The following is a 22,380-nucleotide window of genomic DNA, read 5'->3' as shown; positions in this document are numbered from 1 at the left end:
ACTGACGCCGAGAAGCTTCATGAAGAAAGCGATGAACGGCAGGTTTCCAAGGTCTATGTGCTGATCGCCGGGGGCGCAAGCAACTGGTCAACGCCTGCATCGCTCTCCGCTCGGCACATGGTCACGGCGAACTCGATTGCGCCAAGAATCCGTCACTGAATCAGCGCGCAGATAAATCATTCCTAAGATCCCATGCTCAGCGTTCTTTCAAAAACCGCGTCTATCGTCATTGGAGCAGGTAATAGCCCTTGTCGGTACCTGGTTGGCGACCGTGGCTCTTGGATTGCTTGCGATTGAATTGGCTGGAGCGAATGCAGGTGCGATCCTTGGAACTAAATTGCAATGGAGCAAGCTGATCGCACTTCCAAAAGTTCATTGATCGCATATCAGAGGCATATCAAGAACGTATAGACTGTATAAGTATTTCGATTTGCGCCTAGCGTGACAAAGCTGTTTAGCTTGGATCGATCGGATGTCTGGCCTTGTGACACCGATCCAAGTTGCGGAGACCTCCGCGGTTTCTGGCTTGAAATGGCGGCCCGAGTAACAACAAAAAATAGTGGAGGTGGAACATGAAAAAAGCTTTCGTACTTTTGATTGCCGCGGCTCTGATGGGATCCGCCGGCGCCGCCAAAAGTGAAGCTGAGGAAGTAAGGATTGCAGGCGGCAGTCACCTCGACGCCTTTGACCCCCAGCTCGAGGTGACAAGTCTCTCGGTGGCGATGCACATCTACGACACGCTTGTAGACTTTGGCGACGAGAATTATGGCAGTATTGTTCCGAGCCTGGCAGAGCGTTGGGATAATAGCGAGGATGGTCTGACCTGGACTTTCTACCTGAAAAAGGGCGTCAAGTTTTCAGACGGCTCGCCCTTCAACGCAGATTCGGTCAAATTCACCCTCGAGCGCATCCTCGACCCTAAGACGGCCTCACCGAATCGGGCCAAGGTGGCTGAAATCTCGAAGGTCGATGTCGTCGATGACTACATTGTAAAGATCACCACACGAAAGCCTTACGCCCCGCTGCTCGAAAATCTGGCGACGTACCATCTTGCCATGCTGAGCCGGAGCGCGACCAGCAAATACTCAGTGTTGGAATATGGCATGAAGCCGGTGGGCACCGGCCCCTACATGCTCGAATCCTATGACATTTCCGGCGAGACAGTACTGGTCCGAAATCCGAACTACTTTGGAACGCCCGGAATTCCCGATCGCATATCCTATACACCGGTTCCTGAGGTCTCGGCCCGCGTCATCATGCTTCAGACCGGCGAAGTCGATATCGCGACGGGCCTTAGCCCGGAAAGTCTGCCTCCACTCGAAGCGGATCCGAATATCGAAGTGATCAGCAAACCTTCCACTATGATGGTGTCTTTTACGCACCAGATGTGGAAGGGCGCTCCATACGACAACAAGCTTGTCCGCCAGGCGATGATGTATGCCGTCGATCGCGAAGCCATCGTCAAGACGATATTGGGCGGTTATGGCGTCGTTCCCAAAGGCCCGTTCTCGCCCGGCGTGCAGGCCTTCGCTGAGTTCGGCGGTTACGAATACAATCCCGAGAAAGCAAAAGAACTCCTCGCGCAGGCCGGGTATCCGAACGGCTTTTCGACAATCGCGCTTGCGCCCGAGGGTCGATATATGAAGGCACGCGAAGTAAGTGAAGCTGTGCAGGGTTATCTCGCGCAGGTCGGCATCAATATCGAGCTCAAGATGAGCGAGTGGGCCACTTACGTGACAGAGTTCCAAAGCACATTAGTTGACCGCGGCATGCATATGTTAGGGTCCTCGATTCCGACGGCTCACTGGAGGATCGAGAGGATCTGGGGCACCCAGAAAATGCCCGATAAAGATCATCTTCCGCCTAACACGTCGCAATACAGCAACCCCGAGGTCGACAGGCTGCTATCCGAAGCAAGCCAGAATTTCTCTCTTGAGGAGCGAAACAAGCTGTACGCGCAAGCGGAAAAGCTCGTGTGGGAAGACGCGCCGGAACTCTGGCTGTTCGGCCAAAGCCAATTGGCCGGAGTGCGGAAGGGCTTCTCTGGTTATAAATTCTACGGCAACCAGGATTGGCGTTTGGACCGGGTCGTGAAGCAGTAGGAACATAAGGGTGGAGTGCGGGCTAATGTAAAGGCCTGCACTCCTGCTCGGCGAATAATGGGCTCACACATTGGTGCGGCAAGTTCGCGTCAGCGTAACGATGGAGGTCGGTTAAGTTGACCGCAAAAATCCTGCAAATCGAAAATCTTGTTACAACCTTCGATACCGCCGAAGGAGGCTTTAATGCCGTCGATGGCGTATCGCTCTATATCGAGGAAGGTGAAACACTCGCAGTCGTTGGAGAGTCGGGCAGCGGAAAGAGCGTCACGGCCCTCTCGATAATGCGGCTGACACCGCCCAGCTCCAGTAAGATTGAGGGTGCCATCTGGTTTGAGGGCAAGAACCTGCTCACTTTGCCGGACGACGAGATCCGTCAAATCCGCGGCAACAAGATCGCAATGATTTTCCAGGAGCCGATGACCTCTCTCAATCCGGTCTATTCCATCGGGTCCCAGATTGGCGAGGCCTTGATTACACATCGCGGGCTCTCGCATTCGCAGGCCAAGGCGGAGACCATCCGCCTGCTTGAAAAGGTCCGCATACCGACGGCGAAGTCCAGAATCGGGGACTATCCGCACAATTTCTCGGGCGGCATGCGCCAGCGCGTCATGATTGCTATGGCTCTAGCCTGCAACCCCAAGATGTCCGTCGTCAGAACATTTGGCGCAGATTGGGGCGTAGACTAGCGGAGAGCGGGCCTCGTCTGGGATTTGATGTTAGGCTGCGAGCTTGCGGTGCTGCAAGCGCCGATATTCGATGGTTTTTCGTTTGATCCTTTCGCGCTGTTTGATGATGGCCTGTGCCCTGCCGAAGTAGACATCGGCAGGCGTCACGTTGGCCAGGCTCTCGTGGTAACGCTGGTTGTTGTAGTGCTCGACGAAGGCCTCGATCTGGGCTTCGAGGTCGCCGGGCAGGAAGTAGTTCTCCAACAGGATGCGGTTCTTCAGGGTCTGGTGCCAGCGCTCGATCTTGCCTTGGGTCTGCGGGTGGCACGGCGCGCCGCGCACATGGCTCATCTTGTTGGCCTCGATGTATTCGGCCAGCTCGCCCGCGATGTAGCTGGGGCCATTGTCCGATAGCAGCCTGGGTTTGTGTAGAACGGTGGCGCTGTCGCAGCCCGAGGCGGCGAGCGCGAGGTCCAGTGTGTCGGTCACGTCCTCGGCCCGCATGTTGGTGCATAGCTTCCAGGCGATGATGTAGCGCGAGAAGTCGTCAAGCACCGTCGAGAGGTACATCCAGCCCCACCCGATGATCTTGAAGTAGGTGAAGTCGGTCTGCCACATCTCGTTCGGCCGCGTGGTCTTGGTGTGGAACTGATCGGCCGCCTTGATTACCGTATAGGCTGGGCTGGTGATCAGGTCATGGGCCTTGAGCAACCGGTAGACCGTGGCTTCCGACACGAAGTAGTGTTTCTCGTCGGTGAAGCGCACGGCCAGTTCGCGTGGGCTGAGGTCGGTCGCCTCCAACGCCATCTCGACGATCTGGTCCTGGATGTCCTCGCCAATGCGGTTCCACACCCGGTTCGGCGCCGAAGGGCGATCCTCCAGCGCTTCCGGCCCACCTTCCCGGTAGCGGTCATACCAGCGGTAGAAGGTCCGGCGGGCAATGCCGAGCTGGTCCAGCGTCCGCCTGGCCGGCAGGTGCGACTGCTCGACGATACGGATGATCTCCAGCTTCTCGGATGCGGGATACCTCATTCGTCGTCGCCCCCATCCGCGATCATGCTTTTTTTAAGCAAGCGGTTTTCCAGCGTCAGGTCCGCCACGCACTCCTTCAGCGCACGGGCTTCGCGGCGCAAGTCCTGCACGTCACCGGAGGTCGCCGCACGGGCGGTGTCCCCGGCCAGGCGGCGTTTGCCGGCTTCCATGAACTCCTTGGACCAGCTGTAGTACAGACTCTGCGCGATGCCCTCTTTGCGGCACAACTCGGCGATACTGTCGTCACCGCGAAGACCTTCAAGCACGATGCGGATCTTGTCTTCGGCCGAGAAGTGGCGGCGGGTCTGACGCCGGATGTCCTTGACCACCCGCTCTGCAGGGGGCTTGGTCGGTGATTTTGAATTGGAGGATTTGGGCTTCATCTTCGTTCCTTCGTCACTACGACGAAGCCCAAATCCTCCTTAAATCACAACCTCAAATCTGTGCCATAGCCGCTGACGGGGGACACCCCAAGATTCTGATTGCTGACGAGCCTACGACCGCGCTCGACGTGACGATCCAGGCGCAAATCCTCGATCTGATAAAGTCTCTTCAGAAGGAAGAGGGTATGTCTGTTCTCTTTATCACGCACGATATGGGCGTGGTGGCGGAGATCGCCGACCGGACCGTCGTGATGTACAATGGCGAGGCCGTGGAGACCGGCGCTACCGCTGAGATTTTCGCCCATCCGAAGCATCCGTATACGCGTGCGCTTCTTTCTGCTGTGCCCAGGCTTGGATCCATGGAAGGCCGTAAGCGGCCTATGCGCTTCCCTATCGTCAATCGGGTGACCGGGGAGTCCGACGTTCCGGTCGAAGTGCCCGACACCGTCAAGATCACGCAGAGGCCGCTGCTCGAGGTCAAGGGCCTGACCAAGCGCTTCGACATGCGCTCAGGCATATTCTCGCCCGTCAAAGGCAGAGTTCACGCGGTGGAAAACGTCTCGTTTAACGTCAATGTCGGCGAGACTCTCGCATTAGTCGGCGAGTCGGGTTGCGGCAAGTCGACGACTGGACGCGCGGTGTTGCGACTGACCGACCCAGATTCTGGATCCTTGGCGCTCAACGGTGTTGATCTGATGAAGCTCAACAAGGCTGAGTTGCGGAACGCCCGCAGACAAATGCAGATGATCTTTCAGGATCCATTCGCCAGTCTGAACCCGCGCTTGAGCATCGGCGCCGCAGTGGCAGAACCGCTGTTAACCAACAAGCTTGCTACCCGCTCCCAAGCGCGGGAAAGGGTGGCCGATCTTCTCCGTCAGGTCGGCTTGCAGCCGGAGATGGCGGAACGTTTTCCGCACGAGTTTTCCGGCGGACAGCGCCAGCGTATATGCATTGCGCGAGCGCTTTCACTTGAGCCGGGGCTGATCGTGGCGGACGAGGCCGTTTCGGCGCTCGACGTATCCGTCAAGGCCCAAGTCGTCAACTTGATGCTGGATCTACAGGCCCGAATGGGGCTGGGCTACCTGTTCATCTCGCACGACATGGGCGTGGTGGAGCGCGTCAGCCACCGCGTTGCCGTGATGTACCTGGGCGAGATTGTAGAGATTGGGTCGCGCGAGGCAATTTTCCAAAACCCGCAGCACCCATACACGAAACGACTGTTGGCGGCGGTGCCGGTGGCCGATCCGACACGGCGGCCCGAGAGAAAGGCCGTCTTGAATGGCGAGATCAAAAGCCCCGTCAGGCCACCAGACTATGTCCCGCCCGTGCGTCAGTTCCGTCAAGTGTCGCCCGGCCACTCGGTGATGGTCTCGTACGATGAACTGATGCCCAACTAGTATCCGGACACGCGGTGGAGCTTTCCGTGGAGGTGCCGCCTCATGCCCAGCTTCAGACGGTGGTTGGCGAGAGAATAAAAAGCATCGGCTCCCCTACGGACACTGCTTTAGCCGCGTGTCTAGTTCTTCATCCGTACCAAACTTAAGGAATGAGGATTCCAGTGTTAGAATTCACCAAAAAAATGACGGAACTAATACTCCTGCTGCTGTGCGTCTCATTTCTTGCATTTATGGTGCCGCGCTTGATTCCTGGCGACCCGGCTAGGCTATTCGCCGGATTGGACGCACCCGCAGAAGTTGTCGCGGCCATACGGACGGAGTGGGGCTTTGACCAGCCACTCGTCGTGCAATACTGGACCTTCTTGACGAAAGCCCTGCAAGGCGATCTGGGATTCTCCATCCATTTTAAGCAGCCGGTAATGCAGGAGGTCTTGATCAGGCTTCCCTCGAGCATCGAACTCGCAGTCGCCGCAACAGCGATCTCCGTACTGATCGGCGTTCCGCTCGGTATTGCATCCGCTCTGCACCGGAGAAAGTTGCTCGACAAGGTCGCGACCTTTTCCTCTATTCTGGGCGTATCTACACCGATCTTCGTGGCGGGCTTATGTCTTATGTACATCTTCTCGATGAAGCTCGGATGGTTTCCGGCGTCGGGAAGAGGATCGCTCTCAAAGCTTATTCTGCCCGCACTCACTTTGGGCCTTTACAACACAGCGTTGATTACCCGTCTAACCCGTTCGACAATGCTCGATGCGCTGAATACTGATTACATCAGGACGGCCAGGGCGAAAGGCTTGAGCGAAAGGGTGGTGATCTACAAACACGCCCTAAGAAACGCGATCCTTCCAGTATATACGATTGTGGGATTGAATATCGGTTATCTCATCGGGAGCGCGGTAATCATCGAGGTCGTCTTCGGCAGAGGAGGACTCGGGTCGGTACTAGTCGATGCGGTAAAGTGGCGAGATTATCCCCTCGCACAGGGATCGATACTCGTATTTGCGATTGTCATTATTCTTGTAAATCGGTTTGTCGATTGGTCGTATCCATTCGTTGATCCAAGAATTAAAGGAAACTGAAAATGGGTGACGTCGCCAGAATTATCGCCGCCATCAGAGGAGACAAGGCGGCCCTCGCCGGCAGCTTCGCTGTCATGTTCTTTATTGTGCTTTGTCTGGGTGGAGGGTTGGTAGTCCCATATTCCGCCGCGACGATGCCCAATCTTTCGATGGCAATGCTACTCCCGGGTGAGAAAGGCACCCTTCTGGGGACTGACGAACTCGGGCGCGACATGCTCGCGCGCATTATCTGGGGCGGCCAGAATTCATTGGTCATCGGATTGACGAGCGCGATCCTCGGGGCGCTTCCCGGCGTCATGATCGGCTTATTTGCGGGATACTATTCCGAGAGCCCGATTTCGACAGCCGTCATGAGATTGATGGATGTCCTGCTCGCTATGCCAAGGATATTGCTCGGCATCATCGTGGTTGCGATCCTCGGTCCCGGCGAGTTCAGCATCTCATTGGCTATTGGTGTGTCGACCATACCAAGTTTCGCGCGCATAACGCGAGCCTCGACCCTGGCACTGCGCGGCGCCGTGTTCGTCGAGGCATCAAGAGCCATCGGGAACTATGACAGCGTTACGCTCTTCAAACATATTCTCCCAAACATCTTATCCCCGATTATCGTGCAATTCACTTTGGATGCCGGTCAAGCGATTCTTATGGCAAGCGGTCTCAGTTTCCTCGGCTTGGGCCCTCAGCCTCCTGCGGCGGAATGGGGTTTGATGATAGCACAGGCGCGGGTGCATCTCTTTTCCAATCCGCAGTTGGTCTTGATTCCAGGTCTCTGTCTTCTATTCGTTACTTTGGGGTTCAATATCGTCGGTGATAGCCTGCGCGACGCGATTGATCCTAGCCTTGGAAGGGTAAGTCGCAGCATCCGGTCGGCTGGCCTTGTTACAGCTCGCTGATCGCAACCTATACCCGTAGAAGTTCCGGCGGCCTGTCAGGCCGCTGGTGCAGTTGCCAGAACTCGCTCGCTTCGGCTATCGGCGTGTTCATGTCCTGCTTTGGCGGGAGAGGCGGCTGGTCAATCAGACAAGGAGTTAAGGCGAATGATCGCGAAGCTCAAAGACGATCGGCAAATCAATCGGGCTAAGTAACATCTACCAGCCGATTCGATGAGTGGCGGGCACGCCATGAAGCGTGCCCGCTGCAGGAGGGGCAGACAACCGATCTGAAACAACCACTACTGGACCAGGTCGGGGCTCGCAGGAAGCAGTGTCGCGATTTGCTCCCTGTCTTCGGCGACTAGGCTTTTCAGTATCTCAACAAAGTTCGCTACAGGCCGACCGAGCGGTTTTCCCTTTGGGAATATAATAACGGCCTTGTGGCGTGGCGCTGGAACGAATGGCCTCACAACCAGACGCCCGTGGAGATACTCCCGCGCGACGTAAGGGTTGACGATCGCAATGCCTGCGCCTTGCATGACGAGTGAACAGGTTATTGAGCTGTACGAGGTTTCGATTGCTGCCGGCACATCGACGCCAGCGTCGAGCATTATTCGATCCATCGCCGCGCGTGGAGGATCGCCCTGAGGAAACGTAATGAGTCGTTCCCCCACTAAGTCCTGAGGTGTAACGACATTTTTCTCAGCCAGCCGATGGGTGGCGTGCATGATGCACACGCCATCGGCCGTGTAGAGGACTTCTCGTTGAAGCATATCGTCTCCATGCGGGTGTGAAATCACCGCGATGTCGCAAGTATGCTCCCGCACCCAGCCCGAAAGAACGTCAGAATGACTGGTTTGAATCGACAGCCTTACCTCGGGGAAGGCATCCCCAAACCGCTTCACCGCCCGGGGGATAAGAGAAAGCGACAAGGCCTGTACTGCTCCTACACGCAACATTCCACTACCCGATCGTTGTATGCGACCTGCGGTTTCGGTCAGCCTTTGCAGCCCGACAAAGCTGCGCTGCACCTCTTCGAAGAGCGCAATAGCGTCAGCAGTGGGTAGCAGCTTGCCGGGTACGCGTTCAAAGAGCTTGAGGCCCGTTTCCTTTTCAAGTCGCGATATCGATCTGCTCACGTTGGGCTGTGAGGTATGTAGCAGGCCGGCCGCCCCCGTCATCGAGCCGGAAAGCATTACTGCGTTGAACGTTTCGAAGTAGCTCAACTTTATCATCGAGAGGCGTCCTGTACCTGCACTCGAGTTTCTCCATACCTAAATCGTTGGCATGGATTTTACCATATCATCAGCGCATAGGCTACATATCCAAAGCGTTATGGACGGTTAGAATCTTGCACTCGGGTATCCCCGGCCTGTCAATGAGATCGCCTCGACCCAACACACGGAACAATCCAGCATCGCCCTTCGGGTGAATGCTTTGTCGACGTTGCGTGCTTCCAAAGCGGAATTCGGTTGTGTCGACGCAAATGCGGTGCAGGAAATGGCTAGCGAAAGTTGCGCCGGCGAGTTTCGTCGCCGCAGCGGCTGACTTTGCCTGGATGTCAGTCTCGCCGACTGGTAGCGCGCTGGCATTAGCTCGAGATGCGGCCCCGCTGCCTGGGAGCAGCCGAACTGCTCCGGCGGGTCGGCGAAGGTTAGCGTAACATCACGATCAATTGTCGATCACAGGACCAGTACTCGTCGATCATCCGCGCATGCTCAAAAGTAGCGCGATGCATCGCGTGCTCGACGCTTTATCCAGGTCGTGAACCGGCAGGGCCACATCAAGGGCAAGGCCTGCCGGTTTCGGGTCATTTCTATGACAACCCTCAGATAGCCATGAGCGCGTCCAAGGCGTTTCACGATGGGGAGGGCACGTGTGTGATCCGTCGAGTTCATTTGATTTAGATCCCCAAGGCGCGAAAGTGCGTCGCGGAGATGGCGCCATATCACTCATGCATGATGCCTATGCGTTTATCTATTTGCTCCTTGGATTACCCCTACTTAGCGTGAAACGGCACGTGGTCGTGACTGCTGTGGACGCGACTTAGGTTCTTGAAAGGAAATACTTCCGTGATCGGGAGCAAGAAATGAGACTTCCTGTGTCAACGAGGGATCAGAATGGCGCGAGGCGCGGGATCCTGTTGGAGATCGTGGGGCGCGGCGTTGGGCCATGCTCTCGAGAGGAAACTCAGCCAAGCGCGAGCGAGTGTCCTCACGGCATGAGGGTGCTTGCATCCACGCCCGCGAGCTTTGCAATAGACATTGGCGGCCCAACGGGAGCTGTCAACGGAGCAGTTGACGGAAACGCGCAGCTGCTTGTTGCGGGCCGATCGCCAACCGACGCTGCAAGATCGCCCGCTTTGATAGGTGACCGGCGCGAGGTGGGTCTCGGCGACGAGGTCCTCGCTTTTGAAGCGGGCGCGCACATCGCGCGGTTCCGCGGTGATCTGGGCGCGCATGGACGCATCTTGGGGGAGGTGACCATGGCGCGTCTTCCTCTAGCCCGTCTGGACCGCCAGCCCACCGCAGCGCCGCAGTTCTCATTTGAGCCCTCGCGGGGCGAGCATACTTCGCGGTCGTTACGGTGGCGGGGGACCACCGCCCAATCAACCCTTAAAATGATTCAGCGCAATCACGAGGTTGCCGGATGAGCAGTGAGCAGTTGACCGTGGTCGGGGGAGGGCTCGTCGGTGCTGCAATCGCATACGGCGCGGCGCGATCGGGCGTTCCGGTCAGGATGCTTGATCAAGGTGACACGGCGTTTCGAGCGTCAAGGGGCAACTTTGGGCTTGTTTGGGTCTCGAGCAAAGGAGGCAAGATGCCGCGTTATGCCCGCTGGACCCGCGAAGCGGTGACAATCTGGCCCGAGTTCCACAAGGAATTGCTGGAACTGACAGGCATCGACACCGGACTTCAGCAACCCGGCGGGTTCTGGTTGGGCTTTAGCAAGGAGGACGTCGAAGCGCGTGAGGATCTGCTCACGCGCATCAATTGCGAGGTTGGCGGGGAAATCCCCTTCAAGATGATGGAGCCTTCCGAACTCAGACAGTTTCTGCCCGGGCTAGGCTCGGCAGTAGTCGGCGGCAGCTTCTGCGAGCTTGACGGGCACGCAAACCCGCTCATGTTGCTTCGCGCGCTACACGCGGGTCTGAAGGAAAAGGGAGCAGAAATAATCTCAGGTGTCGATGTCACAGAGATTCGACGTGACAGATCTCAATTCCAGATTATTGGACGCGACGGTCAACGCTGGAAAAGTGACAGACTGGTCCTAGCTGCAGGGCTCGGCAATGCCAATTTGGCCCCGCAGGTCGGTCTCGAAGTACCGATCACCACCACACGGGGTCAGATTCTCATAACAGAACGGCTTAAGCCGTTCCTCGGTTTTCCAACGAACAAGGTAAGGCAAACGCGCGAAGGCAGTGTCCAGATTGGTTCAACCTCTGAAGACGTTGGCTTCAACGACGAAACGACCACCGACAAGATCGAGTGGCTCGCACGACGCGCGGTCGCTACCTTTCCGGCATTGGCAAATGCTCGCCTCTTGCGCGCTTGGGGAGCGCTCCGGCCGCTCACGGCGGACGGCTATCCTGTCTATCAGGGCTCTACGTCATGCCCTGGAGCGTTTATCGCCATCTGCCACAGCGGCGTGACGCTTGCTGCGATTCACGCGTCCGTCCTCGCCCCTTGGATGGCCGGCCTGACCTGCGCGCCTCCTGACCTCGAGTGCTTTCTGGGTGACCGCTTCCGGGACCCCAACGCGAGTTTTTTCCATGATCACTAAGCCACTTTTTGCAATTTCATCATCGGCGAAGCCTGAGACGGTGACGGTCACATTCGAAGACAGTCCCCTGAAAGTGCCCGCGGGCATCAGCGTCGCGGCTGCACTGCTCGCGAGCGGCGCTGGCGCCTTTCGGTCCAGCGTCGTGGGGCAAGCCCCACGAGCGCCCTATTGCATGATGGGCGTATGCTTCGAGTGCCTTGTTGAAATCGACGGCATTCCAGCTCGGCAGGGCTGCGCGATTCCCGTCAGGGAAGGAATGAAGATCAGGCGCCAGCAGGGTGCCGTGGAACTCGCAGACCTCAGCTTTGGAGACAAGTCGTGACGGGCGCAGCATCGGACCTTATCATCATCGGGTCGGGCCCCGCCGGCATGGCTGCGGCCTGTCAGGCGCGCGATCTGGGGCTCACTGTCGTCGTATTGGACGAACAGGCGACAATCGGTGGCCAGATATACCGCAATATCGAAACTGCGTCTGCGGAACGTCTCGAGATTCTAGGCAAGGACTATGCCGAGGGGCTCGAGCTCGCAGCTCAGTTCCGAGCGAGCGGATCGGAGTACATCGGCGGTGCCGCCGTTTGGAATCTCACGCCCGAGGGCGTGATCGACTATGTTGCCGATCGCAAGGCGCGCCAGATCGTTGGCAAAACCGTTCTCATCGCGAGCGGCGCAATGGAGCGCCCTTTCCCCATCAAAGGGTGGACATTGCCCGGCGTCATGGGAGCGGGAGCCGGACAAATTCTCCTCAAGAGTTCCGGTGCGCTGCCAAACGAGCCTGTCGTTCTCGCAGGTGCTGGGCCGCTCCTCTACTTGCTGGCATGGCAATATTTGCGCGCCGGGGCAAAGATCCGCGCCCTCGTCGATACAACCTCGTTCTCGGACAAGTTGCGTGCGCTGCGTCACCTCCCCGGCGTGCTCTTCGCATGGAGAGATTTAACAAAAGGGCTCAAGCTTCTGGCTGCTCTGCGGCGCCATGGCATTCCCGTCTTTTCTGGCGCCACCCAGCTTGCCGTCGAAGGAGAGACGCAGGCCACCGGCCTGACATTCGTCAGCGGAGGTAAACGGCGATATGTCCCGACCTCATTGTTGCTCCTGCATCAAGGCGTCGTTCCTAACACGCAGCTCAGTTGGTCCCTCGGCGCAGAGCATCGCTGGTGCCCCGAGCAGTTGTGCTGGCACCCGGTTACAGACACATGGGGGCGCCTCGGAAAGACTGCGGTCTATGTCGCCGGAGACAGTCGTTCGATCGTTGGTGCCCAGGCATCTGCTGTGCAGGGCCGGTTGACTGCCTTGGCGATCGCGCAGCAGATCGGCAAGATCGGGGACTCAGCGCAGCGTGCGGCCAGGCTGCGGCGCAGACTGGCCGGCTACACTCACATTCGTCCGTTCCTGGATGCGCTCTACCGTCCGAAAGACGAGAACCGGATTCCATCGGACAATGAAGTCTTGGTTTGCCGGTGCGAAGAAGTCTCTGCCGGGAAAATTAGGCATTACGTCAGCCTAGGTTGTCTTGGCCCGAACCAAACCAAGGCGTTCGGTCGTTGTGGAATGGGACTTTGTCAGGGTCGGCTGTGCGGATTGACGGTGACCGAACTCATAGCCCAGGAGCGAGGCGTAGAACCCACAGAGGTGGGGTACTACCGCATTCGACCGCCCATCAAGCCGGTCATGCTTGGCGATTTCGTCGAATAGCCCGGTCCTCCCTATGGGCTATTTCACAATCAACGTAGAAAGGAAGACAAATGAGCAACATAGTCCGCATTGAGACAGACAGGCGCCGAAGCCGGGCTGTCGTCTATAACGGCATCGTCTTTGTCGGCGGCATGGCCGCGGATGATCGGAGCCAGGACATAACGGGTCAGACGACACAAGCTCTTGCGCGCGTCGAGAAGTATCTTGCCGATGCCGGCACCGACAAGAGCCGCCTGCTCAGCGCGCAGATCTGGTTAAAGGACATTGCTCGCGATTTCGAGGCTATGAACGCGGTCTGGAACGAGTGGACCGCGCCAGGAGCTGCGCCCACCCGTGCCACAGCGCAATGCGAGATGGGCGCAGCGGATGTTCTGGTGGAAATCATCGTGACTGCGGCAGTTGCCCGCACGGAATAGTTCGAAAGGCTGAAGGACTGTGGCCGTGGCTTCATAAGCGAAAAGATAAAACGCGCCCGTGCTCCTCCCAAGTGCGGCGGCGGAGGCCGACCCGGCCAACGCCTTTCCGGGTCGGCCTCCGCACCGAAATCCAGCGTTGGGTACGAGGCCACGTTTGAATGCATCATGGCTCCTGCGCAAAATCGCGATCAGCACCCGAGCGCGTTTTCGTTCCTGACCCTGCCGAATATGGAGAGGGAATATTGTAGTCTGGCGCGAGCGACAGTTGACGAGCGGGCCTGCCCGGCGGGGCCGTGCCCTAATATTCGGCGAAACGCGCCGATGGTCGAGTGCCTTATAGACGACCGACAAGCCGATAATTGCATTGGTAGGACCTGACATTCCAATCGAAATAGACTCCAAGAAGCATCGTCGTGGAATGGTCGATGGCCAATAGACCGAGGCAGATGCCGATGTGCTTCGGCCTATAGAAGAAAGATGACGCGTTGAACGGTCGGGCTACTTCATTGTCGAAACGGCCGGCTTTCGCTTTCAGGCAAATACATGCAGCTGATCGTCAAAACGCGCTGACGGTGTCCCACTGGTAGACCGAAGCATGATTGGCGACTTTTCAACGCTGGAGAATGACCGGGAACCAGTCATGGCGCAACTTTTCTCCTGGCTTCATGCCATGTCCAGGGAAGGGCGGCGAAGTGCGGCCCGGCCTTTCCACATAACGGGCATCATCGCCCAACAGCCGGAGTGAAAAGGCTCGGCGGCGTGACTGGGTTTGATTGCCGCGGGCGCCATGAAGGGTTTTGTAGTTGAAGGCCACTGCGTCGCCCGGCTCCATTGCCCATTCCAGTATCACCATTCCATCGGCCTCCGGATTGGGTACGGGCATGTAGGCATCGGCATCAGGATAGAAGTTCTGCTCCGAAAGCCAGCGTGTGGGGAGAACTGGTTTCTCCCACAGATGCGATCCGGCAACGCAACGCAGTGAGGCTTCCCGAACCGGATCGAGCGGCGACCAGAAACTGACCGTCTGTTCCCCTTCGACGAAATAATAGGGCGAGTCCTGATGCCAGGGGGTGGGCTTCGACGTTCCCGGCTCCTTGACCAGTACATGGTCGTGGAAGAGCTGCACGGTATCGGACTGCATCAGGTCGGCGGCGACTAAGGCGGCTGGCGAACTGCGGATCACTTCCTCGAACTCGGGAATCCGCTGCCAGTTGCAGTAGTCATCGAAGAACCGGCCTCCTTCGCCAGCCTTGAGGTTTTCTGCCGCGTATTCCCCCGGGTCGGACATGTTGGTTTCGATCCCTTGCCGCAGGGGTTCCACATGGTCCCGGAAAAGGCCTTTCACCAGCACGGCTCCGTCGCGCCGGTAACTATCGATATGTTCTTGAGTGATGAGTGGATGAGGCATGTCGGTCTCCATTTGACGTTTGGAGCATGCCGAAGGCGTTTTTTAAGTTCTAATAATATACCGAAAACAATGATATTGGCTCATGTTATATCTCTCATTGAGGCAGTTGGAATATGTCGTGGCCGTGGCTCGCGCAGGCAGCCTGACGATGGCAGCCCAGCAGGTGAACGTCTCGCAGCCGGCACTATCGGTAGCCATCACCCAGGTCGAGGAGCACCTGAAACAGAAGCTGTTCCATCGCCGCAAAGGCACGCCGGTGACGCTCTCTGGGTTCGGTCGGCTCTTTCTTGCGGATGCTCAGGCACTCTTGTCCGAGGCAGCTCGTCTCGAGAGTCCTGGAGGGCTCAGCCAACGGCGATTGGAGCGCTTCGTATTGGGGGTGTTCGAGGATCTGGCTCCTGGCTATCTCGCCCCTTTGCTGAGACTGTTGCGAACGCGGTTTCCTGAGATTGAGGTCAAGACGCGGGTAGCCACCTTCGAAGGCTTGGCCGAGGCAGTTCGGTCCGGCGACATTGATCTGGCTTTGACCTATGACTTGCGACTCGATGCAAGCTTTCACCGTGATCTCTATGCGCAGGTCTCACCGCAGGCTTGGCTACATCCGGACGATCCGTTGGCGAAGCGCGAGGAAGTCACCCTTGCCGATCTCGCCGGCCGGCCCTTGATTCTGTCTGATCAGGGATTGTCGATCCGGCACATGCTTGGGCTTTTCCGGCCCCTTGGCGTGACGCCCGTTGTCGTACACCGGGCAGCCTCCACTGAGGTGCTGCGCAGCCTGGCCGCGAATGGCGAAGGCGTGGGAATTAGCTACTCGAACCCTGTCGCCGCCATGAGTTACGATGGGAAGCCGCTTGCACGCGTTCCAATAGCCGATACGCACGCACGAGAACCAATTGTGCTGGCTTACTGCGGCGAACAGCCTGCACCGCTGCCAGAAATTCGCGCTGCCATTCTCGGGACGGACATTGTGTTCTCAAGTTGAACCAGTGTCGGTGCAGTCAGGCGGTGATGATCTGAGCCGACGGCGAGTCCTGGAGCCGAAACTGCCAGGGACTTTCGTGCAGTCAAATCGTTCCGGTGACCAGGCCATAAAGTATCCCAGCCATCGCACAACTCGCCAACACGGGTAGCATGCCAACTTTGTAGCGGAACACAGCGATGACAGCGCCCAGCGTCAGAATCAAAGACGGGATGTCCACGGAACTCAAGACAGGCAAATCGACCGCTACCCCAAAGCCATGTAGTTCGTAGACCTGCGTAAAAAGCACATGCAAGGCGAACCACATAGAAAGGTTGAGGATGACCCCGACGACGGCGGCGGTAATCGCTGAGAGTGCCGCCGAGAGCGCCTTGTTGGTGCGCATGTTCTCCATGAAGGGCGCGCCAATGAAGATCCACAGAAAACAAGGAACGAAGGTCACCCAGGTTGTCAACAATCCGCCCAATGTGCCCGCGAGCAATGGGTTGAGCAAACCAGGTGCGCGATAAGCCCCAAGGAAGCCGACGAACTGGGTAACCATGATCAGCGGGCCAGGGGTTGTCTCAGCCAGGCCGAGGCCGTCCAGCATCTCGCCAGGCTTCAGCCATCCATAGTGCTCGACCCCTTGCTGGGCGACATAGGAAAGGACCGCATAAGCACCACCGAATGTGACCATCGCCATTTTGGAAAAGAAGATGGCGATGTCGGTGAAGACATTTCCCTGACCCAGGAACACCAGCAGCGCCAGGACCGGCCCACCCCAGATCAGGACACCGACCGCAGCTATCTTGAGAGACCAGGAAAGGGGAGGGCGAGCATGGTCGGGAACCCCCTCGCCAAGGACGCTGTCGACGTCCGCGACCTCCTTGCCACTGAACTTGCCATGGTTGCCGGCCGCGAGAAACGCTTTCCATCCGATCCGCCCGCCGACATATCCGATCAAACCTGCACCAAAGACCACCAAGGGAAATGGCGCCCGAAAAACCGTCAAGGCAACGAACGCCGCTGCCGCCAGGCCGATCAGAACGTTATTCTTGAGGGAGCGTCGGCCAATGCGGATGACGGCTTCAAGCACGATCGCCAATACCGCTGCTTTCAGCCCAAAGAAGAGGGATTGGACGGCGCCGACATTGCCGAAAATGGCATAGATCCAGCTCAGGGCCATGATGGCGACCGCGCCTGGCAGCACGAATAGAATTCCGGCGACGAGCCCGCCTTTTGTTTTATGCAGGAGCCAGCCGATGTAGATCGCGAGCTGTTGGGCTTCTGGCCCCGGTAGGAGCGTGCAGTAGTTCAATGCGTGCAAAAAACGCGTGTCACCGATCCAGCGTTTCTCTTCGACAATGATCCGGTGCATCATGGCGATCTGTCCGGCAGGTCCGCCGAAACTGAGAGCGGCTACACGCGCCCATACGCGAACCGCTTCGCTAAACGAGATGCCATGAGCAGGTGTATCCGAATTCTGGGCTGGTGATTTGTCGGTCATTTGGATCTGGCTCATGTCATTTCCTGTCGCTTAGGCGCGCATCGAGCGGAAATACTGATAGAGATTGTCGAAGATGGACGAGCCTTGGGCGATACGCTGCTCGTCCTGCGGGTTTGCCCCACAAACGCCGGCGATTAGGCTGGCAATGCCGGTCGTCTCCTCGCGGCCGAACTTGCCATCCTTGAGGTCAATGTCGTGGACAATCTCGGAAATTGCCTGGAGAGCGGGGTCGGTAATTCCAGCTCGGGTCAGTAAGACTTCGAAACTGCAGCGGTCGCCTTCATGGGTGATTTCGCCTTCGAACATGTCGAACCGCAATTCTCCCGCCTTGGGCTCGTATCCCTTGCCGGTCACGAAGCGGATGATAGCGTCTTGGTCGATGAAGCGGCGGATCAGCCAACTACATGCGATACGGTCGACATGCACACCCTCACGCGTCACCCAGACCCGTCCCTTCAGAATTGGCGGCGTCTGCCCGATCGCCTCCGGCGATTGTTTTGTCATGTCCGTATCCTCCGCGAGCTTGCGTTCGATTTCCGTGATCAGGCCTTCGGCCGAGAGGCGACCGGTTGCCCCGAAGAAGTCGATCGCTGCGATATCTGAAAGCCGCTTGCGCAGACGGCTGGTAAGTGAGCGCGCTTCCGCCCTTTCCTCGGACGTCACAATCGCGTCGAAGCGTTCGACTAGGCCCCGTATTTCCTTGGCGATCGCTTCATAATCTTGGTCGCGGGCCGCATCGAAGAGCGCGCGAGCCTGGGCGTCGGAGAGGCCGTCGATAAGGCGCGCCTCGCACACCATGGCCTCGCCGCCACCTTCGACGATCTCCTTCAGGAGCCACTCGAAATCCTCCTGCGTCTCGGAGTTCGCCGGCAGCGCATAGACCGTGCTTTTCACGGCGACGGCGCCGATACCCTGCAGCCTGCGCCAGATTTTCACGCGGAAGTAGGCCGGCTTGCTGGGCAACTGGTGAATGAGAAGCAGCCAGCGCTGATCTGCCCGTGTAGCGACGTGGGTCATATCCATACTGTATCATCTCATTCAATAGAAGCAACACTTGTATCATTTTCAATTCGGGCGTAGCCTTCGGTCCAGTCACTGACCCCAAGTGTGAGGACTGTCATGCATCGGATCATGCCATTGCCATTCAAGCCACCGCGCCTTGAGGGGCTCTCCGAGCGACTTTTGGCCAGTCACTATGAGAACAATTACGGAGGCGCTGTCAGGCGCCTGAACGCCATCGAGCGCCGTCTTGATGAGATGGATTGGGGAACAGCTCCTGTCTTCGACATCAACGGCTTGAAGCGTGAGGAACTGATCGCAGCGAATTCAGCGATCCTGCATGAAATCTATTTCGATGGCCTCGGCGGGAAAGGAGATGCGACAGGAACTCTCGCGGCAGCTATTGAGCGGGATTTCGGCAGCTTAGCCAAATGGCGGTCCCGTTTTTCGGCATGTGCCAAAGCGCAGGCTGGAGGGTCGGGCTGGACCTTGCTGGTCTGGTCCGAGCGCCACCAGCGCCTGATGATCCAGTGGGGGCAGGATCACACGAACTGCCTCGCCGGGGGCGTCCCGATCATGGCGCTCGACATGTACGAGCATGCCTACGCCATCGACTTCGGGGCGAAAGCCGGCGCCTATGTCGATGCCTTCATGAAAAACATCCACTGGGAGCGCATTGGCAAACGGTTTCAACGTGTCGCCGACACGGTGTCAGGTGAGCCCGCGGATGGCGGCACCAATATTGGAATTGCTCCGGAAGACCTCCTTGCTCGTCTCGGGCGAGGGGAAGACATCCTGCTGCTCGATGTTTGTTTGGCGGAGGATCTGCAAATGCGCAGCGACATGCTTCCAGGAGCAGCGTTTAAAGCTCCGGAAGCCACTGTTGACTGGATCGAGGACCTGCCGGGCGGCAGACCCGTGGTTGTCTATTGCATCTACGGCTTCCAGGTCAGCGGCGATGTGGTCAACGAACTCCGCCGCCGCGGCTTCGATGCGCATGTGCTGTCCGGCGGGATCGCGGCCTGGCATGCCATCGGCGGACCGACCGTCCCATTCACCGTTTCCATCGGGAGGACTGAGCCATGAAGTGGGTTACCCGTGAACGCCCGGTCATCGACCGGATCGCCTGTCCCTGGCTGATCGCAAAGTTCATCGACCAGGAGCCGGAATTCCTGTTCGTCCCACCGGACAAGGTCATGACGGTGGCGCAAGAGACCGGCGCCACTCCTTATGACGTGCCAGGTGTCGAATACACGCATTTTGGCGAAGGCTGCAGTTTCGATGCGTTTGTTGAAAAGCATGATCTGGCAAAGGACCCCGCAATTGCGACGATTGCTGCCATCGTTCGCGGTGCCGACACCGACCGGCATGACCTGACACCACAGTCGGCCGGGTTGCTCGCGATTTCGATGGGGCTGCGGGATGTTACACCGGACGATCACGAGGTGCTGAGGCACGGCTTCGTCATCTACGACGCGCTTTATGCCTGGGCGTCACGCCGCAAAGCGGAAACGCACAGCTGGCCACCAAAGGCGAAGGCGTAAGTTTGTTAAAGGCGGTGGATTTGGCATCCCATCTCCGACCCGTGGTGCGGGGGCGCTCGGCTTGTCGATAGCGACGTGACTGCCAAACCTCAGGCAATTGAAAATAAAAGGCCCCATCACCGATAGGTGACGGGGCGATTGGGTAGTCACTCAGCGGTACTGGGAACTTGACCGCTTTAACCATGGTGCCGTGGCAGCGTTAACGATGGTAAAACGGGACGCCCTCTCGCCAAACTCAATCGCCAATCCGGCGTCGCGCACCAGTTTGGAGTGCCAAGCACTTCTGCTCATGGCCGCAAGCGAGAAAGGCCTGCCGCGGCGCATTGTGGCAGTCCCCATGCTGGAAGCGCGTGACGGTTCGTCAACCGTTTCACCGCGTCGGCAGTAAATTTTGAGGGCATCTGCGGCTTGCTGTTCGCAAGTAGGATTTTTGATTCCTATACACAGGGCGACGCGCATCGAAGACAGGACTCTCCTTGGAGTCAACATTGACTATATCCCCTCCAGGGGGATACGATACGACATGACCGAGCACTCGCACAGCACCCATCCTGCAATCGTCAAGCGCCTGAAGCGTGCCGAGGGCCATCTCCGCGGCATTATCGCAATGTTGGAAGGCGGTCGTCCTTGTCTCGACATCGCCCAGCAACTGCATGCTGTTGAAAAGGCGGTGGGGCAGGCCAAGAGAACGTTGATCCAGGATCACCTGGATCACTGCCTTGAAGAGACCGTGGGACCGCTGGCCCGCGACAAGCGGCGTTCCATCGACGAGTTCAAAGAAATCACCAAGTACCTGTAGAGTCCGCTCCATGCCGTCTTTTGCCGACTTGCTCCAGCAAGGTTCCGCGCACGCCTGGCTGTTCATTCCAAGTGCGATCCTGCTTGGCGCGCTTCACGGACTTGAGCCGGGCCATTCGAAGACGATGATGGCTGCGTTCATCGTCGCAGTTCGCGGCACCGTACAGCAGGCAATCCTGCTTGGGGTTGCGGCCACGATTTCCCACACCCTGGTGGTCTGGGTCATCGCGCTTGGCGGCATGTACATCTGGAGGGGCGTTGCCCCCGAAACCTTCGAGCCGTGGCTGCAGCTGGTGTCGGGTATCGCCATCATCGGCATGGCGCTGTGGATGATCCGCCGAACCAGGCTGGATCGAGCTGCTGCATCGTTGGCTTCCGGGCACGGTCACGACCACGGACATTCACACGGGCACGACCATGGCCATCATGCAGCTGATGTCCGTCGTATCGAAACCGGGCATGGCCTGATCGCGGTCGAGGTATTCGAAGATGGCGTGCCCCCTCGCTGGCGAATTCGTAATGAGCGTGGCGCACATTGGAAAGCAGCCGACGTCACCATTTCGACGGAGCGTCCAAACGGAGCCATGGAGGCCTTCGATTTCGTTGATCGCGGTGACTATCTCGAATCCGTCGACGAGATTCCTGAACCGCACCAATTCATGGCACGCGTCAGCCTTGGTCATGGTGGGCACTCACACGACTACGACCTGAGCTTTGTCGAAGGCGAAGGCCACGATCACCTCCATGAGGAAGTGAGAGGACTTTCGCTGGCCACCGACGGCTATCAGGATGCCCACGAATTGGCTCATGCCAACGATATCCGCCGTCGTTTCGCCGACCAGAATGTGACGACCTGGCAGATCGTGATCTTCGGCCTCACAGGCGGCCTGATCCCGTGTCCAGCAGCTATCACGGTGCTTCTGCTCTGTCTTCAGCTCAAGGAAATCCCGCTCGGGGCGGTGCTCGTGCTTTGCTTCTCGATCGGTCTGGCCATCACCCTGGTCACGGTCGGAGCCATTGCCGCGCTCAGTGTCCGCCATGCAAATAAGCGCTTCCCGTGGCTTGCCACGATCGCCGGACGCGCCCCCTACTTCTCGGGGCTGCTGATCATCGCGGTTGGGCTTTACGTCTGCTACCATGGTCTTTCCGGACTGCAGGCCTGAGGACAGGACATGGCCGGACGCATCTTCATATCGGGACTGGCAGCTGCGTGCCTGATGTCGCCGGCAACATGGGCCGATGATGCGGATGTGGCGCTGGATTTCTTCCATGAAACCTGCCTGGCGGAAGGGCCCGATTACGATCGGACCACAGAGTTGGCACGCAAGGAATCCTGGCTGCCTGCCTCCGAGATCGCTGCCCTGGCTCCGGTCCAGAGCGTGAATGCATTCAAGGCTTGGTCGACCGCCGTGCCAGGCCTTCGGGCGCGGGCATTGATCGGTGTGACCAAATCCACGCTGCACGGTGAGGCCGTCGATACCTGTACTGTCGCAATGTTCGATGGGGACTTCGGCGCATTCGAACACCGTTTCTTTCTTCGTACCGATGCTGAAAAGGTCAGCGACCAGAGCGACGGAACGCAGGTGTCCCGGCTTTATGTCCTGACGACCGCGGGTCGCAAGCAACTGGCCAAGATCACGTTCCCGGCCTCGCTTTCCAATCAACACATGATCGCGGCCAGCTCCATAGCTCCTCGCAGAGCGCCAGTTCGCCGTGGCGGTCGCACCCTTCACTGAATTGAACCAAAA

The 22,380-nt window shown here is 58.2% G+C and carries 19 protein-coding genes and 1 pseudogene; 15 read left to right on the top strand and 5 right to left on the bottom strand.

The annotated features are described in order from the left end of the window. Positions 1-572 precede the first annotated feature (572 nt). Both CO731_RS01640 and CO731_RS01635 read left to right on the top strand, forming a co-directional pair. Positions 573-2,102 (top strand): ABC transporter substrate-binding protein, encoded by a 1,530-nt coding sequence (locus CO731_RS01640; RefSeq protein WP_108605669.1) that lies wholly within the window; start codon positions 573-575, stop codon positions 2,100-2,102. Between the two features lie 116 nt (positions 2,103-2,218). Further along, positions 2,219-2,788 carry an ABC transporter ATP-binding protein gene (locus CO731_RS01635; RefSeq protein WP_108605668.1) on the top strand — a complete coding sequence of 190 codons (570 nt, stop codon included), beginning with the start codon at positions 2,219-2,221 and terminating at the stop codon, positions 2,786-2,788. Positions 2,789-2,818: 30 nt separating this feature from the next. Here the strand turns inward: CO731_RS01635 and CO731_RS01630 are convergent. Beyond that, positions 2,819-4,182, bottom strand: a protein-coding gene (locus CO731_RS01630) for an IS3 family transposase (RefSeq protein ID WP_108606636.1) whose coding sequence is annotated in 2 segments (ribosomal slippage) — positions 2,819-3,832 and positions 3,835-4,182 — 1,362 coding nt in all. Because the reading frame shifts where the segments join, the coding sequence is not laid out codon by codon here. 86 nt (positions 4,183-4,268) lie between these two features. Here CO731_RS01630 and CO731_RS29160 point away from each other — a divergent pair. The 3 genes and pseudogenes from CO731_RS29160 to CO731_RS01615 form a co-directional block, all read left to right on the top strand. Next, positions 4,269-5,579: pseudogene (locus CO731_RS29160) on the top strand (ABC transporter ATP-binding protein); the annotation flags it as partial. A gap of 161 nt (positions 5,580-5,740) precedes the next feature. Beyond that, positions 5,741-6,658 (top strand): ABC transporter permease, encoded by a 918-nt coding sequence (locus tag CO731_RS01620; protein ID WP_159091524.1) that lies wholly within the window; start codon positions 5,741-5,743, stop codon positions 6,656-6,658. Positions 6,659-6,660: 2 nt separating this feature from the next. Further along, complete coding sequence (locus CO731_RS01615; RefSeq protein ID WP_108605665.1) at positions 6,661-7,551, top strand: ABC transporter permease; 891 nt, start codon at positions 6,661-6,663, stop codon at positions 7,549-7,551. 278 nt (positions 7,552-7,829) lie between these two features. Here the strand turns inward: CO731_RS01615 and CO731_RS01610 are convergent, their stop codons facing one another. Then, entirely contained in the window at positions 7,830-8,765 is a 936-nt protein-coding gene (locus tag CO731_RS01610) for a LysR substrate-binding domain-containing protein (protein ID WP_108605664.1), read from the bottom strand. A gap of 1,414 nt (positions 8,766-10,179) precedes the next feature. On the opposite strand from CO731_RS01610, the gene CO731_RS01600 reads away from it, so the two are divergent. The 4 genes from CO731_RS01600 to CO731_RS01585 are packed head-to-tail and all read left to right on the top strand — an operon-like array spanning position 10,180 to position 13,418. Beyond that, positions 10,180-11,313 carry an FAD-dependent oxidoreductase gene (locus CO731_RS01600; RefSeq protein WP_108605662.1) on the top strand — a complete coding sequence of 378 codons (1,134 nt, stop codon included), beginning with the start codon at positions 10,180-10,182 and terminating at the stop codon, positions 11,311-11,313. Continuing rightward, a complete protein-coding gene (locus CO731_RS01595; protein ID WP_108605661.1) occupies positions 11,303-11,635 on the top strand; it encodes a (2Fe-2S)-binding protein in 333 nt (110 codons plus the stop codon). The genes CO731_RS01600 and CO731_RS01595 overlap by 11 nt, the downstream gene beginning before the upstream one ends. Next, a complete protein-coding gene (locus tag CO731_RS01590) occupies positions 11,632-13,002 on the top strand; it encodes an FAD/NAD(P)-binding oxidoreductase (protein WP_108605660.1) in 1,371 nt (456 codons plus the stop codon). Before CO731_RS01595 ends, CO731_RS01590 begins: the two co-directional genes overlap by 4 nt. A gap of 50 nt (positions 13,003-13,052) precedes the next feature. Beyond that, the gene (locus tag CO731_RS01585) at positions 13,053-13,418 is read left to right on the top strand and encodes a RidA family protein (protein WP_108605659.1); all 366 of its coding nucleotides are present in this window, start codon (positions 13,053-13,055) and stop codon (positions 13,416-13,418) included. Positions 13,419-14,028: 610 nt separating this feature from the next. On the opposite strand, the gene CO731_RS01580 is transcribed toward CO731_RS01585, so the two are convergent. After that, positions 14,029-14,826: a phytanoyl-CoA dioxygenase family protein gene (locus CO731_RS01580; RefSeq protein ID WP_108609565.1), complete on the bottom strand. Its 798-nt coding sequence runs from the start codon at positions 14,824-14,826 to the stop codon at positions 14,029-14,031. 82 nt (positions 14,827-14,908) lie between these two features. On the opposite strand from CO731_RS01580, the gene CO731_RS01575 reads away from it, so the two are divergent. Next, positions 14,909-15,808: a LysR family transcriptional regulator gene (locus tag CO731_RS01575; protein ID WP_108605658.1), complete on the top strand. Its 900-nt coding sequence runs from the start codon at positions 14,909-14,911 to the stop codon at positions 15,806-15,808. Between the two features lie 82 nt (positions 15,809-15,890). On the opposite strand, the gene chrA is transcribed toward CO731_RS01575, so the two are convergent. Then, positions 15,891-17,306 (bottom strand): chromate efflux transporter, encoded by a 1,416-nt coding sequence (gene chrA, locus CO731_RS01570; protein WP_108605657.1) that lies wholly within the window; start codon positions 17,304-17,306, stop codon positions 15,891-15,893. A 15-nt stretch (positions 17,307-17,321) separates the two neighbouring features. Beyond that, positions 17,322-18,314: a chromate resistance protein ChrB domain-containing protein gene (locus CO731_RS01565; protein WP_245439570.1), complete on the bottom strand. Its 993-nt coding sequence runs from the start codon at positions 18,312-18,314 to the stop codon at positions 17,322-17,324. 96 nt (positions 18,315-18,410) lie between these two features. Between CO731_RS01565 and CO731_RS29565 the strand changes: the two genes are divergently transcribed. From CO731_RS29565 to CO731_RS01540, 5 genes are all read left to right on the top strand, one after another. Beyond that, positions 18,411-19,376, top strand: a complete 966-nt coding sequence (locus CO731_RS29565) for a Fe-Mn family superoxide dismutase (RefSeq protein ID WP_108605656.1) — start codon at positions 18,411-18,413, stop codon at positions 19,374-19,376. Beyond that, positions 19,373-19,834 (top strand): chromate resistance protein ChrB domain-containing protein, encoded by a 462-nt coding sequence (locus CO731_RS01555; protein WP_108605655.1) that lies wholly within the window; start codon positions 19,373-19,375, stop codon positions 19,832-19,834. Before CO731_RS29565 ends, CO731_RS01555 begins: the two co-directional genes overlap by 4 nt. Positions 19,835-20,357: 523 nt before the next feature. After that, a complete protein-coding gene (locus CO731_RS01550) occupies positions 20,358-20,633 on the top strand; it encodes a metal-sensing transcriptional repressor (RefSeq protein WP_108605654.1) in 276 nt (91 codons plus the stop codon). Between the two features lie 10 nt (positions 20,634-20,643). Further along, positions 20,644-21,795, top strand: coding sequence for a nickel/cobalt efflux transporter (locus CO731_RS01545; RefSeq protein WP_108679399.1), 1,152 nt, complete (start codon positions 20,644-20,646; stop codon positions 21,793-21,795). 9 nt (positions 21,796-21,804) lie between these two features. Then, a complete protein-coding gene (locus CO731_RS01540) occupies positions 21,805-22,368 on the top strand; it encodes a hypothetical protein (RefSeq protein ID WP_108605652.1) in 564 nt (187 codons plus the stop codon). Positions 22,369-22,380 lie beyond the last annotated feature (12 nt).

The sequence above is a fragment of the Aminobacter sp. MSH1 genome, from assembly GCF_003071665.1.
GTDB lineage: Bacteria > Pseudomonadota > Alphaproteobacteria > Rhizobiales > Rhizobiaceae > Aminobacter > Aminobacter niigataensis.
The sequence above is the reverse complement of the archived record's forward strand: the minus strand, read 5'-3'. Positions and strand labels throughout refer to the sequence as shown.

What these genes read in the sequence shown, in the direction of transcription:
- CO731_RS01640 (WP_108605669.1), top strand. Translation starts at nt 573, where the DNA reads ATGAAAAAAGCTTTCGTACTTTTGATTGCCGCGGCTCTGATGGGATCC.
- CO731_RS01615 (WP_108605665.1), top strand. Translation starts at nt 6,661, where the DNA reads ATGGGTGACGTCGCCAGAATTATCGCCGCCATCAGAGGAGACAAGGCG.
- CO731_RS01610 (WP_108605664.1), bottom strand. Translation starts at nt 8,765, where the DNA reads ATGATAAAGTTGAGCTACTTCGAAACGTTCAACGCAGTAATGCTTTCC.
- CO731_RS01600 (WP_108605662.1), top strand. Translation starts at nt 10,180, where the DNA reads ATGAGCAGTGAGCAGTTGACCGTGGTCGGGGGAGGGCTCGTCGGTGCT.
- CO731_RS01595 (WP_108605661.1), top strand. Translation starts at nt 11,303, where the DNA reads ATGATCACTAAGCCACTTTTTGCAATTTCATCATCGGCGAAGCCTGAG.
- CO731_RS01585 (WP_108605659.1), top strand. Translation starts at nt 13,053, where the DNA reads ATGAGCAACATAGTCCGCATTGAGACAGACAGGCGCCGAAGCCGGGCT.
- CO731_RS01580 (WP_108609565.1), bottom strand. Translation starts at nt 14,826, where the DNA reads ATGCCTCATCCACTCATCACTCAAGAACATATCGATAGTTACCGGCGC.
- CO731_RS01575 (WP_108605658.1), top strand. Translation starts at nt 14,909, where the DNA reads ATGTTATATCTCTCATTGAGGCAGTTGGAATATGTCGTGGCCGTGGCT.
- chrA (WP_108605657.1), bottom strand. Translation starts at nt 17,306, where the DNA reads ATGAGCCAGATCCAAATGACCGACAAATCACCAGCCCAGAATTCGGAT.
- CO731_RS01565 (WP_245439570.1), bottom strand. Translation starts at nt 18,314, where the DNA reads ATGGATATGACCCACGTCGCTACACGGGCAGATCAGCGCTGGCTGCTT.
- CO731_RS29565 (WP_108605656.1), top strand. Translation starts at nt 18,411, where the DNA reads ATGCATCGGATCATGCCATTGCCATTCAAGCCACCGCGCCTTGAGGGG.
- CO731_RS01555 (WP_108605655.1), top strand. Translation starts at nt 19,373, where the DNA reads ATGAAGTGGGTTACCCGTGAACGCCCGGTCATCGACCGGATCGCCTGT.
- CO731_RS01550 (WP_108605654.1), top strand. Translation starts at nt 20,358, where the DNA reads ATGACCGAGCACTCGCACAGCACCCATCCTGCAATCGTCAAGCGCCTG.
- CO731_RS01545 (WP_108679399.1), top strand. Translation starts at nt 20,644, where the DNA reads ATGCCGTCTTTTGCCGACTTGCTCCAGCAAGGTTCCGCGCACGCCTGG.
- CO731_RS01540 (WP_108605652.1), top strand. Translation starts at nt 21,805, where the DNA reads ATGGCCGGACGCATCTTCATATCGGGACTGGCAGCTGCGTGCCTGATG.